The 16,613-nt window shown below is 45.3% G+C and carries 10 protein-coding genes and 4 pseudogenes; 9 read left to right on the top strand and 5 right to left on the bottom strand.

Annotation, left to right across the window (positions count from 1 at the left end):
* Positions 1 to 133: 133 nt before the first annotated feature.
* The 4 genes and pseudogenes from ruvA to aspS all read right to left on the bottom strand — a co-directional run bounded on the left by ruvA (position 134) and on the right by aspS (position 3,884).
* Complete coding sequence (ruvA, locus tag CCS41_RS09875; protein WP_072550273.1) at positions 134 to 748, bottom strand: Holliday junction branch migration protein RuvA; 615 nt, start codon at positions 746 to 748, stop codon at positions 134 to 136.
* Positions 749 to 759: 11 nt separating this feature from the next.
* A complete protein-coding gene (gene ruvC, locus CCS41_RS09880) occupies positions 760 to 1,251 on the bottom strand; it encodes a crossover junction endodeoxyribonuclease RuvC (RefSeq protein ID WP_072550272.1) in 492 nt (163 codons plus the stop codon).
* A gap of 38 nt (positions 1,252 to 1,289) precedes the next feature.
* The gene (locus CCS41_RS09885) at positions 1,290 to 2,033 is read right to left on the bottom strand and encodes a YebC/PmpR family DNA-binding transcriptional regulator (RefSeq protein ID WP_072550271.1); all 744 of its coding nucleotides are present in this window, start codon (positions 2,031 to 2,033) and stop codon (positions 1,290 to 1,292) included.
* Between the two features lie 61 nt (positions 2,034 to 2,094).
* Positions 2,095 to 3,884: pseudogene (gene aspS, locus CCS41_RS09890) on the bottom strand (aspartate--tRNA ligase).
* 369 nt (positions 3,885 to 4,253) lie between these two features.
* Between aspS and CCS41_RS09895 the strand changes: the two are divergent.
* Both CCS41_RS09895 and purL read left to right on the top strand, forming a co-directional pair.
* A complete protein-coding gene (locus CCS41_RS09895) occupies positions 4,254 to 4,649 on the top strand; it encodes an MAPEG family protein (RefSeq protein WP_072550269.1) in 396 nt (131 codons plus the stop codon).
* 280 nt (positions 4,650 to 4,929) lie between these two features.
* Positions 4,930 to 8,758, top strand: a pseudogene (gene purL / locus CCS41_RS17725) (phosphoribosylformylglycinamidine synthase); the annotation flags it as partial.
* Positions 8,759 to 8,869: 111 nt separating this feature from the next.
* Here the strand turns inward: purL and CCS41_RS09905 are convergent.
* Entirely contained in the window at positions 8,870 to 9,340 is a 471-nt protein-coding gene (locus CCS41_RS09905) for a hypothetical protein (RefSeq protein WP_240313746.1), read from the bottom strand.
* A gap of 483 nt (positions 9,341 to 9,823) precedes the next feature.
* On the opposite strand from CCS41_RS09905, the gene cydA reads away from it, so the two are divergent.
* The 7 genes and pseudogenes from cydA to tolB all read left to right on the top strand — a co-directional run bounded on the left by cydA (position 9,824) and on the right by tolB (position 16,612).
* Positions 9,824 to 11,389 (top strand): cytochrome ubiquinol oxidase subunit I, encoded by a 1,566-nt coding sequence (gene cydA / locus CCS41_RS09910; protein ID WP_072550267.1) that lies wholly within the window; start codon positions 9,824 to 9,826, stop codon positions 11,387 to 11,389.
* 16 nt (positions 11,390 to 11,405) lie between these two features.
* Positions 11,406 to 12,544 (top strand): annotated as a pseudogene (cydB, locus tag CCS41_RS09915) (cytochrome d ubiquinol oxidase subunit II).
* Between the two features lie 12 nt (positions 12,545 to 12,556).
* Positions 12,557 to 12,697, top strand: a complete 141-nt coding sequence (cydX, locus tag CCS41_RS09920) for a cytochrome bd-I oxidase subunit CydX (RefSeq protein ID WP_072550265.1) — start codon at positions 12,557 to 12,559, stop codon at positions 12,695 to 12,697.
* A 106-nt stretch (positions 12,698 to 12,803) separates the two neighbouring features.
* Entirely contained in the window at positions 12,804 to 13,487 is a 684-nt protein-coding gene (gene tolQ, locus CCS41_RS09925; protein ID WP_072550264.1) for a Tol-Pal system protein TolQ, read from the top strand.
* A gap of 38 nt (positions 13,488 to 13,525) precedes the next feature.
* A complete protein-coding gene (tolR, locus tag CCS41_RS09930; protein WP_072550263.1) occupies positions 13,526 to 13,954 on the top strand; it encodes a colicin uptake protein TolR in 429 nt (142 codons plus the stop codon).
* A 181-nt stretch (positions 13,955 to 14,135) separates the two neighbouring features.
* A pseudogene (gene tolA / locus CCS41_RS09935) lies at positions 14,136 to 15,163 on the top strand (cell envelope integrity protein TolA).
* Between the two features lie 153 nt (positions 15,164 to 15,316).
* Positions 15,317 to 16,612 (top strand): Tol-Pal system beta propeller repeat protein TolB, encoded by a 1,296-nt coding sequence (tolB, locus tag CCS41_RS09945; RefSeq protein WP_072550261.1) that lies wholly within the window; start codon positions 15,317 to 15,319, stop codon positions 16,610 to 16,612.
* The last annotated feature ends 1 nt before the right edge of the window (position 16,613 follow it).

The raw sequence follows: 16,613 nt of genomic DNA on the forward strand, positions 1-16,613 counted from the left end.
TTTCAAGTTACGGCGGCGTTGGCTGCTCGCACTTATCCCAGTCATGTACTACCTGTACACTCCTGGGATTCGATTGATTGCCGCCTTGCCGTAACTCGAAACTCATTGGGTATAGAAAGCATTCATGCTGGACCTATAAGGCGGAGCGTAAAGCGTCACGTATTAATGTTTCACAATCCACCCCTGTTTTGGCAATTTTGTTGACCAATCGACTGGCTTCCTGCGGTTTATAACCTAGAGTCACTAACGCTGATACGGCCTCAGCTTCAATATCTGCATCTGATACTTTCGCCGGCTCGGCTAGCGATGGAATATCACCACGGTTACTAAACAGATCACCATGTAAGCTTTTAAAGCGATCTTTCATTTCGACTACTAAACGCTCTGCTGTTTTTTTACCTACCCCTGGGAGTCTGATCAAGGTGGTGATTTCTTCCTTCTCTACTGCGCCGACAAATTGATGTGCCGACATGCCAGATAAAATCCCCAGCGCTAATTTGGGCCCAACACCATTGACTTTAATTAATTCACGAAAGAGGGCGCGTTCCTGTTTATCATTAAAACCATAGAGTAGCTGTGAATCTTCACGTACCACGAATTGGGTAAAGATAATCGCTTCTTGCCCCAAATCGGGTAGCTGACAGAAACACGTCATAGGTAACTGGATTTCATAGCCAACACCCTGAACTTCCAACAACATTAACGGCGGCTGTTTTTCTAAAATGATACCCCGAAGACGCCCTATCATGTTAACTCTCTTTAAGATGAGGTTGGATTAAAATGGCAGTAAGTGATGGCTACTGCTAAGGCATCGGCGGCATCTGCCTGAGGATTGGCAGGCAGTTTCAATAAAGAACGTACCATATGCTGCACTTGGCTCTTATCTGCCGAACCCGTACCAACCACTGTTTGTTTAATCTGCCGGGCAGCATATTCGAACACCGGTAAATTCTGATTTACGGCTGCGACTATAGCCACTCCCCGTGCTTGACCGAGTTTCAATGCAGAAGCCGCATTTTTTGCCATAAAGACTTGTTCGATAGCAAAAAAATTCGGCTGCTGCTGGGTAATAATTTCAGTGACACCCGCATAAATCAACTTTAATCGGCTGGGTAAATCATCTAGCTGTGTGCCCTCTACCTGTGTACGAATGCACCCACTGCCCAGATAACTCAAGCGGTTTCCCTGCTGACGAACAACACCATAACCTGTGATACGAGAGCCGGGATCGATACCCAAAATAATTGCCATGACCAGTATTCACCTTTAGCATCAATTGCAGAGGCCAATTATAATGTGGCAGCAATTTCATCGGAAATTTCACCATTGTGATAAACCTCTTGCACATCGTCTGATTCTTCCAGCATATCGATCAAACGTAGCAGCATCGGTGCAGTTTCTGCATCCAAATCCACTTTAGTTGAGGGGATAAAGGATACTTCAGCCATCTGTGCTTTTAAGCCAGACTCATCCAATGCATCCTTTACTGCATCGAAATCCTCCGGCGTGGTAAGCACATCGATAGTACCATCGTCATAAACCGTTATATCATCAGCGCCTGCCCTTATCGCCAGTTCCATCATCGTTCCTTCATCCAGACCGGGTGCATAAGAGATTACCCCTTTTTTGCTAAATAAATAGGCTACCGAACCATCGGTACCTAAATTACCGCCGGTTTTAGTGAAAGCATGCCGTACTTCAGACACCGTACGGTTACGATTATCACTTAGGCACTCAACCATCACTGCGGCACCACCAAGGGCATATCCCTCATAGATGATGGTTTCCATGTGATTATTTTCATCGTCACCGACACCACGGGCAATCGCACGATTCAACGTATCACGCGTCATGTTATTCGATAACGCTTTATCGATGGCAGCCCTCAGACGCGGATTTGCCGCCGGATCGCCGCCACCCAACTTGGCAGCGGTCACTAACTCACGGATAATCTTAGTGAAAATTTTTCCACGTTTGGCATCCTGCGCGGCTTTGCGGTGTTTGGTGTTTGCCCATTTGCTATGACCTGCCATAAAAATCTCCAAAAATCATTTTTCTAGATCCCAATATTGCTCGTCGATGACTCCAGGGCGTTTACGGTTCATTCGGCTTTTTTTCCGCGTTTTCCATTATCAACGTGCTGATCGACAGTTCTTGCAATGAAGCAGGGTTAGCGAAACCAGGTGCTTCTGTTAGCAAACAGGCGGCAGCAGTGGTTTTTGGAAAGGCGATCACATCACGGATATTATCGCTATCTGTCAACAACATCACTAAACGATCCAGGCCAAAAGCCAAACCTGCATGCGGCGGCGTCCCGTATTTCAGCGCATCGAGTAAAAAACCAAATTTTTCGCGTTGTTCCTGTTGATTGATGCCGAGAATAGAAAATACTTGTTGTTGCATTTCGCTATGGTGGATACGTACTGATCCGCCGCCAACTTCATAACCATTAATCACCATATCATAGGCGTTGGCGATAGCGGCGACTGGGTTTGCTGCCAGTTCAGTTTGTGTCATTTCTTTGGGTGCGGTAAAGGGGTGATGCATGGCGCTCATGCCCCCATTTTGTTGTCTTCAAACAAGGGAAAATCAATTACCCACAAGGGAGCCCAGCTATCCTGTTTGATTAATTTCCTGTCAATTGCCAGTTTTACACGCAGTGTCCCCATTGCATCGCTAACAATTTTAAAATTATCTGCAGCAAAAAATAAGATATCGCCATTCTCAGCCTTAGTACGTTCCAGAATATTTTTCAATACATCGGTATTCAGAAATTTGGCAATCGGGCCTTGCACGCCGTTTAACCCAGCTTCGCGGTCATTCACCTTTAGCCAAGCTAAGCCTTTAGCACCCTGTTGTTTAATAATTTCAGTGTATTCATCAATTTGTTTACGAGTGATTTGTGTCCCATCTTTAACACGTATCGCGACTACTCGTCCTGCTGCATCATTGGCAGGATCGGCAAAAACTTTACATTCGACTGAGGTGACTAAGTCAGCGATATCGACTAGCTCCAATGGATTACGCAAATCCGGTTTGTCGGAACCAAAACGGCGTATAGCTTCAGAAAAAGTAATGATGGGAAAGGTGCCGAGATCGACCCCTTTGATTTCTTTCCACAGTTTGCAGATCAGTTCTTCCATCAGATGACGCAGCTGTTCAGCACTCATAAAGGAGGTTTCAACGTCGATTTGGGTAAATTCAGGCTGACGATCGGCACGCAAATCTTCATCACGGAAACATTTCACAATTTGATAGTAACGGTCGAAACCTGACATCATCAGCAACTGTTTAAACAACTGTGGTGATTGTGGCAGAGCATAGAATTTGCCTTTACTCACTCGACTCGGCACCAGATAATCACGGGCGCCTTCTGGTGTGGCTTTGGTGAGCATTGGGGTTTCAATGTCGAGGAAATCATGACTATCCATAAAATGGCGCACAAAACGAGTAATTTTAGCGCGTGTTTTTATCCGCAGTGCCATTTCTGGACGCCGCAAATCCAGATAGCGATATTTTAAACGAGGCTCTTCATTATTAATCTGCTTATTATCTAGTGGTGGGGGTTCGCTACGGTTGATAATATTGAGTGTCTCGGCGAGTACCTCAATTTCACCGGTCAGCATCTTTTTATTTATTTGTTCACCGATGCGTGCCCGCACAGTACCTGTTACCTGAATGCAGAATTCATTACGCAATAACAATGCCTGTGCAAAAGCGAGGGGTTGACCCTGATCGAAAAATATCTGGACAATGCCTTCTCGATCGCGCATATCAATAAAAATAGAACTACCGAGGTCACGGCGACGATTAACCCAGCCACACAAAGTGACTTCTTGATTGACATGGGACAAATTTAACTGCCCACAATATTCAGTACGCATACCCTACCCTTTAAACTATCCTTCAACGAGGTTGCCGGAAACTGTTGCGCTTATTTTTGCCATTTAAAAAACAAATATGTCCTAGTCTAGCTAAGGTATGAAATCAAGAACAGCTTTTATTATCCTGTATTTTGGTGAGTGTTTATGCAGATGATGCAAAGTTTTGAGAGTCTGTTTAGAATTGTTGTGAGCAAAGCGCCGGGGAGGATATAAGGCACAGTTTTCTACCTGATTTGTGTTAAAATTTTTCTTGCTGTTAGAGTATATGAAATGAAAACCCACCGAGACAAATTAGGCTTTGGTTTGCACGGTAGGGATCTTTGCCCTTTAAAGCAAGGAGGATGTTGAAATTGGGCTATGGAGTCTAAAATGGTTAGCTCGTTTTATGTTGTTTTGGGCGCAATATTGCTGCTCAAGCTCTCGTTAGATGTAGTAAAACTCAGAAATCAATACCGGGTAACCTATGGTGATGGCGGTTTTTCTGAATTGCAAACCGCCATTGCTGTTTATAGCGGCGCTGTGGAATATGTCCCTATCGCACTTATTTTACTCATAATACTTGAGATGAACGGCGCAGAAACCTGGATAATTCATCTTTGTGGGCTAATATTAATCGTGGAGCGTTTATTACACTTTTATCACCTGCGCTATCACGATATCCGTTGGCAGGGTTCTGCCATCAACACGGCTTACATTTCTCTTATGCTCATGATCATCGGCAATATCTACTATATGCCCTGGAGTCAGCTCTTTAGTTTATACTGATGACATTTTTTTGTTTCTAGTCTGAGGTGCTACCCACAGTCCATTGTATGCCACATTTCTTCAGCTCTCTAGTTGGCGCCAAATCAGTATTTGTCGTGTGAAGTCAAGCCTGTCATCAAGAATAAAGAGGCAGACGGTTCCGTCGCTGTTGGGGATTCACTATAATAGCGCGCGTTAACATGCTACTCCCTTTGCTTCATCGATGAGAGAAACTTTGCTTATGGAAATACTGCGCGGTTCACCCGCCTTGTCAGCTTTTAGGATCACTAAACTGCTGTCCCGCTGTCAGGATGTACAATTACCGGTACGTGATATCTACGCTGAATATGTGCATTTTGTCAATCTCAGTGCGCCGCTGAATGCTGAGGAAAACGTTAAATTACAACATTTACTCAAATATGGGGCTGTTTCACCTGAATGTACAGTGGCGGGAGTTTTACGGTTGGTAACGCCTCGTCCTGGCACTATTTCTCCTTGGTCCTCTAAAGCCAGCGACATTGCGCATAATTGTGGTTTATCCAAGGTGCTACGTCTGGAACGTGGTGTCGCTTTCTACATTCAGAGTGGCGAGCTGACATCTGCCCAATGGCAACAGCTAGAGGCGATGCTGCATGATCGGATGATGGAAACGGTATTTAGCGACTTGGCACAGGCAGAACAACTTTTCTCTCATCATCCTCCCAGGATGCTACAGCGGGTCGATATCGCAGGGCAAGGGCGAAAAGCATTAGAGCAGGCGAACAGCCAATTAGGTTTGGCACTTGCAACGGAAGAAATAGACTATCTGCTGGCATCTTTCAAGACTCTCGGACGCAATCCAACAGACGTTGAACTTTATATGTTTGCCCAAGCCAATTCGGAACATTGTCGCCATAAAATCTTCAACGCAGATTGGCGGATTGATGGGATTGACCAGCCATATTCTCTGTTTGACATGATTAAAAATACGTTTAAACAAACGCCAGATTATGTGTTGTCTGCCTATACAGATAATGCAGCGGTGATGCAAGGCTCTCGGGTTGGGCGTTTTTTCGCGGCACCACAGAACGGTATCTATGATTATCATCAGGAGGAAACACCTATCCTGATGAAAGTAGAAACTCACAATCATCCAACGGCAATCTCACCTTGGCCAGGAGCAGCAACAGGCTCTGGTGGTGAAATCCGCGACGAAGGCGCCACTGGACGCGGCGCTAAACCCAAGGCTGGATTGGTCGGTTTCTCGGTTTCTAATTTGCGTATTCCGAATTTTGAACAACCTTGGGAAGAAAATTTTGGTAAACCTGATCGTATCGTGAGCGCGCTTGAGATTATCACCGATGCGCCTCTTGGTGCTGCTGCCTTTAACAATGAATTTGGTCGACCCGCGTTGCTCGGTTATTTTCGTACCTACGAAGAACGTGTTAATAGCCATAACGGTAGTGAGCTACGTGGTTATCATAAACCGATTATGCTCGCAGGCGGCATGGGCAATATTCGTGCCGATCATGTAGAAAAAAGTGAAATTACTCTGGGCGCGAAGCTGATCGTCCTTGGCGGCGCAGCAATGAATATCGGCTTAGGGGGTGGCGCGGCCTCTTCGATGGCTTCCGGTCAATCAAATGCTGATCTCGATTTTGCTTCGGTACAGCGAGGTAATCCAGAGATGGAACGTCGCTGTCAGGAAGTGATCGATCGTTGTTGGCAGCTAGGTGATCGCAATCCTATTTTGTTTATTCATGATGTGGGGGCGGGTGGCCTGTCAAATGCGATGCCAGAACTGATCAATGATGGCGGTTGTGGTGGGCGCTTTGAGTTGCGGGATATCCTAAATGATGAACCTGGCATGAGTCCATTGGAAATTTGGTGTAATGAGTCGCAGGAGCGCTATGTATTGGCGGTTGCACCAGAACAGATAGCGTTATTTGATGAAATTTGTCGTCGTGAACGCGCACCTTATGCGGTTATCGGTGAAGCGACTGAAGAAAAAAATTTGCTGGTGAACGATCGTGACTTCGACAATCAACCGATCACGATGCCATTAAATATTTTATTGGGTAAAACACCCAAAATGCTGCGGGATGTCACGCGATTGCAAGCACAGGGTGAGCCATTACAACGTGCGCAGATCGATATCGCTGATGCGGTAAAACGGATTCTACATTTACCGGCGGTAGCCGAAAAAACGTTTTTGATTACCATCGGTGATCGTACGGTCACGGGTATGGTGACACGTGATCAGATGGTGGGTCCCTGGCAAATTCCAGTAGCCGATTGTGCTGTTACCAGCGCGAGCCTGGATAGCTATCAGGGTGAAGCCATGTCTATCGGTGAACGTGCCCCCGTGGCTTTGTTGGATTTCGCCGCTTCGGCGCGTCTTGCCGTTGGAGAGGCATTAACCAATATTGCCGCCAGCCAGATTGGTGATTTAAAGCGCATTAAACTTTCGGCTAACTGGATGTCTGCCGCAGGGCATCCGGGGAGGATGCCGGATTATATGCCGCAGTACGCGCTCTCGGTGAAGAGCTTTGTCCCGCTCTGGGGCTGACCATTCCAGTAGGAAAAGATTCGCTTGCGATGAAGACTGGCTGGCAAGAAGGCAACGAGCAGCGTGAAATGACATCACCCTTGTCATTGGTGATCACCGCTTTTTCCCGAGTGGAAGATGTTCGCCGTACCATCACACCACAGCTACAGATTGATCACTGTGAAAATGCGTTATTGTTGATCGATTTAGGGGCAGGATACAACGCATTAGGGGCGACTGCACTAGCACAAGTTTACCGTCAATTAGCGGATAAACCTGCTGATGTGCGCAATGTGTCACAGCTGGCAGCTTTTTTTAAAGCCATACAGATGTTGATCACCGATCAGCGCTTACTGGCCTATCATGATCGATCCGATGGTGGTTTATTAGTGACCTTGGCGGAGATGGCATTTGCCGGTCATTGTGGTATCGATGTAGACATTCAGTCGTTGGGTAAGGATCACCTTGCAGCCTTATTCAATGAAGAATTAGGTGCAGTGATCCAGGTACGTGCTGATCAGCGTGAAACGGTAGAACAATGGCTGGCTGATCTGGGTTTGGCAAACGCTGTGCACTATTTAGGAAAGGCGATAACAGGTGACAGTTTTATCATCCGTCATGGTGATGAAATCTTATATCAAGAGAGTCGAGCGAAGTTGCGTTGCTGGTGGGCGGAAACTACCTGGCAAATGCAGCGGTTGCGTGATAACCCACATTGTGCGGATCAAGAACATCAAGCCAAACAAGATGAAACGGATCCGGGTCTTAACGTTAAACTGAGTTTTGATCCCAGCGAGGATATTGCGGCACCTTATATTGCTCAACAAATACGCCCCAAAGTGGCGGTATTGCGTGAACAGGGCGTGAATTCTCAGGTTGAAATGGCTGCTGCCTTTCATCGTGCAGGTTTTGATGCTGTCGATGTGCATATGAGTGATTTATTGAGCGGCAGAATAAATTTGAACGCTTTTCAAACGTTGGTCGCTTGTGGGGATTTTCTTACGGTGATGTTTTAGGTGCCGGTGAGGGTTGGGCTAAATCCATTTTGTTTAATAACCGGGTACGTGATGAGTTTGCCGCTTTTTTCCAACGTCCACATACTTTGGCATTGGGTGTGTGTAACGGTTGTCAGATGATGTCCCATTTGCGTGAGTTGATCCCCGGTACGGAGCATTGGCCGAATTTTAGACGTAATCTGTCCGAACGTTTTGAAGCGCGTTTTAGCCTGGTTGAAGTGGCTGTCAGCCCCTGCTTATTTACACAGGATATGGCAGGTTCACGTATACCTATTGCCGTTTCACACGGCGAAGGACGGCTAGAAGTGCAAAATGTGGTGCAGCTAACAATGTTACAGCAACAGAATCAGGTGGTCATGCGCTTTGTCGACAACTTCGGCCAGGTCACTGAACGCTATCCTGCTAATCCAAATGGTTCCGCACAAGGTATTACCGCAGTAACCAGCAGTAGCGGTCGGGCGACAGCCATGATGCCTCATCCAGAACGAGTTTTCCGCACTGTTAGCAACTCCTGGCATCCGCCAGAGTGGGGTGAAGATGGTGCGTGGATGCGGATGTTCCGTCATGCACGTAAGCAACTCGGTTAGTGTTATTTGCTTGCTGATCGTACAAGCCACCAGGTTGACGCTGGTGGCTGTGGTTGGACTACGTTCAACATGACGAGATCTCTAAACTAAGGTTATTCTATGGTTTTAATTTTACTTAATATCAGTGGGGGTGGTATCAGTTGTTGTGACATCAGTTTCATGGGAGAAAGTGACTGGAAAATTCTCTAATCTCTCTTGACGTGTGGTACTCAACACTCTGACAACCAGTTTATAATCGCTAGGAGCAGGATCTTGAACTCGTAACTTAATCTCCTTATTTTTTAAGAACTTCTCGTCCTCATCATCTACACCCTCCTTCCAGCGTAAATTGAAGTTAGTGGTTATATTACGGGCTAAGTCCTGGTTATTGTTATCACATAAATGCGTCATTATCAGCAAAAATGGACGTGGTTCTCCCACTTCCAGATCATATTTTATCTTGACTTGAGCATCCTGAATAACGTAGTTGGTTGCGATATTTCTTAGTGTATAATCAGGGGCTTCTACATCAAATATAGGAAAGGTACAAGGATTAAGAAACTCACTTTCTTCCGAAGCCATAAGTGGGGCGCTGACCAACATGATACATGCTATAACGATATGATATATATTCATATTTATCCTCATTCATATTTATCCTCAAAATAAAAAAAGTTTTTATTTTCTCTTCTTCCACAATCTGGAAGTCAGATTTTTATCATGCCCTCTCACTGCGGTTGATTAAAGCTTATTATTTGCAATATGAATTTCAATCATTGATGGAATATTATCCAATAAGTGACTTTTTTGACCGATGTTATTCATACAAGGACAACATTATTTTTCTATCAAAGGTGTCAATAATGAAATTTTAATAGTGGAAGCACATTTTAATCCTCTATATGTAAATAAATACATGTGGTAAAAGCCCATTTATTCTCTATGATTACGAGGGTATTATTATGTTATTAAAATATTAGGCCGCTATATGTCTGAGTATTTGTTGCTACTGGTCATAAGAGTGCTACCCAAGCGAGAATAAAACTACTGCAAAGTCGATATTTTCGTGAGGAACGAGGAATCAAGATGTTTGATATTGTAGAGCTTTCCCGGTTACAGTTTGCTTTAACAGCAATGTATCACTTCCTTTTTATTCCATTAACGCTTGGACTCGCATTTTTACTGGCAATAATGGAAACAGTTTATGTCTTGTCCGGTAAACAGATCTATAAGGATATGACCAAGTTTTGGGGTAAATTATTTGCGATTAACTTTGCTCTGGGAGTAGCCACGGGTTTGACTATGGAATTCCAGTTTGGTACTAATTGGTCATATTTTTCCCATTATGTTGGCGATATTTTTGGTGCACCCTTAGCGATTGAAGGTTTAATGGCATTTTTCCTTGAATCCACTTTCGTCGGTCTGTTTTTATTTGGTTGGGATCGATTAAGCAAATATCAGCACCTAGGAGCAACCTGGTTGGTAGCGTTAGGCTCTAATTTTTCTGCGCTTTGGATCCTGATTGCTAATGGATGGATGCAAAATCCGATCGCTTCTGATTTTAATTTCGAAACCATGCGAATGGAAATGGTCAGTTTTTCTGAACTGGTGTTTAATCCCGTCGCTCAGGTGAAATTTGTCCATACCGTTGCCGCAGGTTATGTAACGGGTGCCATGTTCGTACTGGCGATCAGTTCGTATTATTTGTTGAAAGGTCGTGATATCCCGTTTGCTAAGCGTTCATTTGCTATCGCGGCCAGTTTTGGTTTAGCGGCTGTGTTGTCGGTCATTGTACTGGGTGATGAATCCGGTTATGAAATGGGTGATGTGCAAAAAACGAAATTGGCAGCCATCGAAGCGGAGTGGGAAACTCAGCCTCCCCCTGCGTCATTCACCTTATTTGCTATTCCAAACCAGGAAAAAATGGAGAACGCTTTTGCCATTCGAGTCCCTTACGTACTTGGCTTGATCGCTACACGATCAATAGACACTCCAGTATTGGGACTACGCGAATTGATGTCTCAACATGAAAGACGTATCCGCAACGGTATCCAGGCCTATCAGTTACTCGAACAACTGCGCTCGGGCAATACTGATCCTGCAGTACGTGCAGCATTTGATAAAAGCAAACAAGACTTAGGCTATGGCTTATTGCTGAAACAATATGCACCAGATATTATTGAGGCGACCGAAGAACAAATTCAGCTAGCGACAAAAAATTCTATTCCATCTGTGTTGCCCCTCTATTTTGCGTTCCGTATTATGGTCGTTTGTGGCTTGTTGATGTTATTGATCATGGCCTGTTCTTTTTATACTGTTGTACGTAGCCAGATAGGTGAGAAAAAATGGTTACATCGGATGGCACTTTACGCCCTGCCATTGCCTTGGATCGCGGTAGAAGCGGGTTGGTTTGTCTCTGAGTATGGCCGTCAGCCTTGGGCGATAGGTGAGGTTCTGCCAACAGCGATGGCAAATTCGTCAGTGAGCGCCGGTGAGATCCTATTTTCTATGATACTAATTTGTGGGCTTTATACCTTGTTCCTGATCGTAGAAATGTATCTGATGTTCAAATTCACCCGCATTGGGCCAAGTAGCCTAAGAACAGGTCGCTATCATTTTGAACAGGCGATTCATAGGGTACAACAAGCCTAGTAAGAGAGACTCACTTATGTTTGGTTATGAAGAACTACGTTTTACCTGGTGGCTACTGATTGGCTTACTGTTGATAGGTTTTGCAGTCACTGATGGCTTCGATATCGGCATAGGGATTTTACTGCGCATCATAGGTAAAAGTGATATCGATCGCCGCATTATGATTAATTCTATCGCTCCGCACTGGGAAGGCAACCAGGTTTGGTTAGTGACCGCTGGTGGCGCGTTATTTGCTGCCTGGCCAATGGTATATGCCGCCGCATTTTCGGGTTTTTATGTTGCGATGATGTTGGTATTGGCCGCGCTGTTTTTCCGCCCGGTTGGTTTCGACTACCGTGCCAAACTGGATGATCCTCGTTGGCGTAACCTGTGGGATTGGGGCATTGTTGTCGGTAGTTTCGTACCAGCCGTGGCATTTGGTGTAATTTTTGGTAACTTGCTGCAAGGGGTGCCTTTTCACATCGATAGTTATTTGCGTTTATTCTATAGTGGCAATTTTTTCCAGCTACTCAATCCTTTTGGTTTACTTGCCGGGGGGTGAGTTTAGCCATGTTAGTGACACAGGGAGCCACTTACTTGCAAATACGTACTCGAGGTGAATTACATTTACGCTCCCGTAGCACTGCACAGATTTCAGCGTTGCTAACGGCTACCGCTTTCTTATTAGCGGGAATTTGGTTGATGAAAGGTATTGATGGTTTTGTCATTACTTCGGCACTGGATACGACAGCAGAATCTAACCCATTGCGCAAAGAAGTCGCGCATCAGGCGGGTGCCTGGTTGCTGAATTTCAATAAGTACCCTATTCTATGGGCGTTGCCTGAGTTGGGTGTGATCTTGCCACTGTTTACTCTATTACTGTCACGCTTTACGCAAAGCGCTTGGGCGTTTGTGTCATCTTCGTTGACCCTTGTTTGTATTATTCTGACGGCGGGTGTCGCTATGTTTCCGTTTATTATGCCATCAAGCACTGATCCTAACGTCAGTTTGACACTGTGGGATGCAACATCGAGCTTACTAACCCTGAAAGTGATGACCTGGGTGGCGTTAGTCTTCATCCCTGTTATTCTTATTTACACGAGTTGGTGTTATTACAAAATGTTTGGTCGTATTGATAAAGATTTTATCGATAAAAATCCGCATTCGTTGTATTAAGGAGCACAGATCATGTGGTATCTTGCCTGGATATTTGGCACGCTTTTGGCCTGTTGTTTCGGTATTATTTCTGCTTTGGCACTGGAGCAGAGTGAAATTAGCAAGACGCGTAAAAATGCAGCTAAGAATGACAACGATGAGGCCAACCTATAATTATTTTCTTCCTCGTTGGACAATTCATTCCCGAGTTTGAAACTCTTGAGTATCGTGTTGTGGTTGGTTTTTGACTTCTTAAGTTTATTATCGCGGAGTTTACGCAGTGACTGACATGAGTATTTTAGATTTATTCTTGAAATCAAGCCTTTTGGTGCAGTTTATCATGCTGGTATTAATTATATTTTCTATCGTTTCATGGGCGATCATTATTCAGAAGACGCGTCTTCTGAATGCCGCCGGCCGTGATGCTGAAGCTTTTGAAGATAAGTTCTGGTCGGGTGGCGAGCTATCTATCCTGTATCAGGAAAGTCAGGCGCGCCATGATAGCATCAGCGGTTCAGAACAAATTTTCCATTCTGGTTTTAAAGAGTTCGCTCGTTTACATCGTGCTAATAGTCAGGTGCCTGAAGCGGTTGTTAACGGTGCATCACGGGCGATGCGTATCGCGATGAACCGTGAATTAGAATCTTTGGAAACCCATATTCCGTTCCTTGGTACTGTTGGTTCTATCAGCCCGTATATCGGTCTGTTTGGTACGGTGTGGGGTATCATGCATGCTTTTATTGCTTTAGGTGCCGCGAAGCAGGCAACGTTACAGATGGTTGCACCTGGTATTGCCGAGGCTTTGATTGCAACGGCTATTGGCTTATTTGCGGCGATTCCTGCGGTCATGGCCTACAACAGGCTTAACCAACGCATGAATAAAATTGAGCAGAACTACGATAATTTTATGGAAGAATTCACCGCTATTCTGCATCGCCAAGCTTTTGCACGTGCTACGCAATAGATTTTTAACAGGTTCTAATAAGTGAGGGGCGGGGGCACATGAGACGAGCATCAAACCGTAAAAGTCGCGAGCTTAAATCTGAAATTAATATTGTTCCCTTACTCGATGTGTTACTGGTGCTATTGCTGATTTTTATGGCGACAGCGCCCATTATTACGCAAAGTGTTGAAGTTGATCTACCTAATGCGACAGATTCAAAAACAGTGTCTAGCAAGGGTGATCCACCAATCATTGTTGAAGTCTCTGGGGTGGGTCAATATACCCTAGTTGTCGATCATCAACGTATGGAACAACTACCAGAACAGCAAGTGGTTGCCGAAGCACAGGCGCGTTTGCAGGCTGATCCGAAAACTGTGTTTTTAATTGGTGGTGCAAAAGAAGTACCTTATGATGAGATTATTAAAGCATTGAATATGCTTCATCAGGCTGGCGTTACTTCTGTGGGCTTGATGACGCAACCGATATAACTTCGTAGACTTTTTGCAAAACCTACTACCGTGCTGCAAGTTCTGCGTTACGTGGTGCTCGCAATCCTCATGTACTCGTATGTACCGTGCAGTTACTGCGCGCAAGGCACCTTGAATTTGCAGCATTCGCTACAGTTTTGCAAAAAGTCTATTATTAAAATCTTGTTTCTGGAAATCGAATGTGACAAAAGGAACCGAACAAAACCATAAGTTGAAGCTGGCTGTGATTGTTTCGGTCATTCTGCACCTGGTATTGATTGCCTTATTAATTTGGGGATCCTCGACGCAGAATGCTGATATTGGTGGCTCTGGTGCAAGTGGTACTGTTATCGACGCGGTGATGGTTGACCCTGGCGCCGTTGCACAGCAATATCAGCGTCAAGAGCAGCAACAGACTGAAGCTAAACGTGCACAACAACAATATAAAAAAAGAGCTGAGAAACAGGCTGAAGAGCTACAGCAAAAACAGGCAGCAGAACGGCAACGTTTGAAAGATCTAGAAAAAGAACGTCTACAGGCGCAAGAAAATGCGAAACAAGCGGCTGAAGAACAGCAAAAACAGTTTGCAGAACAACAGGAAAAAGCCGCGGCGGCGATAGAAAAAGCGCAAACAGAACAAAGACGGGCGGAGGCCGAGGCTGCTCAGGCAAAAGCAGAAGCCGATAAAATGCTGAAAGCGGCGGCGGAGGCCAGAGAAAAAGCGGTGGCAGAAGCGAAAAAAGCAGCCGCTGCTGCGGCAAAAAAACAGGCTGAGGCGAAAAAAGCAGAAAATGAGGCAAAACAAAAAGCAGCGGCTGAGGCCAAGAAAGTTGCTGCTGCTGCTGAGGCCGCAAGGACAACAGAAGTGGATGATCTATTGGGAGGCTTGGCAGCAGAAAAAAATGTACCCCAAGGTAGTGCAGCAGCGGCAGGTCAAGGTGGAGGTAGAAAGAGTGGCGCATCGGGATCTGAAATTAATGGCTATTTAGGGCAAATCACTGCCGCCATTCAAAGCAGATTTTACGATGCAAATCTTTATCGGGGGCGTAAATGTGATCTGAGAATTCAATTGTCTCCGGAAGGTATATTGATGGGTGTAACGGCTGAAGGGGGGATCCTGCCTTATGTCAGGCAGCGATAGCAGCTGCGAAACAGGCTAAAATACCTAAACCACCGAATGATGATGTTTACCAGGTGTTTAAGAATGCTGCGCTTGTATTTAAGCCGTAATAAGGTTTGATAAACACCCGTGAAATTTTAGTCAGGTTGTCTTTGTGTTACGTTATTTCTCTACGCTTTAAGTACACACGTTGAAGTGTTGCAGGAAGTTGGTCAACCGCTTTAAATTATTGCGAAATAAGTTTTCTTAGAAAGGGAGATAAAATGAAGCGAGTATCTCGAGTAGCACTAGGATTTTTAATATTGTGGGCGACTATCTTGCACGCAGAGGTGCGTATTGAAATCACCCAGGGTGTTGACTCAGCTCGGCCCATCGCGGTCATTCCATTTAAATGGCTCGGGCCAGGCATCGCACCTGAAGAAATTGCCTCGATAGTAAGCGCCGATTTGCGCAACAGTGGCAAATTTAACCCCATCGATGTATCACGTATGCCGCAGCAGCCGGGCAGCTCGGTTGAAGTCACCCCCACAGCCTGGACCACACTGGGGATTGATGCCGTAGTGATCGGTCAGATCCAGCCGAGTGCTGATGGTAGCTATGTGGTTTCTTATCAACTGCTCGATACTTCGGGCATGGCTGGTAGCGTTTTAGCGCAAAATCAGTACACAGTTACTAAACAATGGCTACGTTATGCGGCTCATACTGCCAGTGACGAGGTATTTGAAAAATTAACAGGTATTAAAGGTGCCTTTCGTACTCGCATTGCCTATATTGTAGAGACCAGTAATGGCAGTCAGTTTCCCTATGAATTACGTGTTTCAGATTACGATGGTTACAATCAAGTCACTGTTCATCGTTCTCCTCAACCTCTGATGTCACCCGCTTGGTCGGCGGATGGCAGCAAAATCGCTTACGTTACTTTTGAAAGTGGTAAATCTGCTCTGGTTATGCAGACGCTCGCTGATCGTAACATCAAACCGATTGCTTCATTTCCACGCCACAACGGTGCGCCTGCATTTTCTCCAGATGGGTCTAAATTAGCTTTTGCTTTGTCTAAAAGTGGTAGTCTCAATATTTACCTGATGAATCTTGCTTCTGGTAGCATCAGTCAGATTACTGATAGTCGTAGTAACAATACTGAACCAAGCTGGTTCCAAGATAGCCAACATCTCGCCTACACTTCAGACCAAGGTGGACGTCCGCAAGTGTATAAAATAGACATTAACGGCGGTGTGCCGGAGCGAATTACCTGGGAAGGATCGCAAAATCAGGATGTGGATGTTAGCCCTGATGGTAAATCTTTGATCATGGTGGGTAGCAAGAGTGGATCTCAGCACATCGTCAAACAGGATCTGGCAACGGGAGCCGTTCAAGTATTAACGGATACCTTTCTGGATGAAACGCCCAGTATCGCGCCTAACGGTACCATGGTAATCTATAGTTCGACCAAGGAGCTAGGCTCAGTGTTACAACTGGTATCGACTGATGGACGTTTCAAAGCGAGTCTTCCGGCAACCGATGGACAAGTCAAATTTCCTGCCTGGTCGCCGTATCTGTGAT

Source organism: Candidatus Fukatsuia symbiotica (genome assembly GCF_003122425.1).
Lineage (GTDB): Bacteria > Pseudomonadota > Gammaproteobacteria > Enterobacterales > Enterobacteriaceae > Fukatsuia > Fukatsuia symbiotica.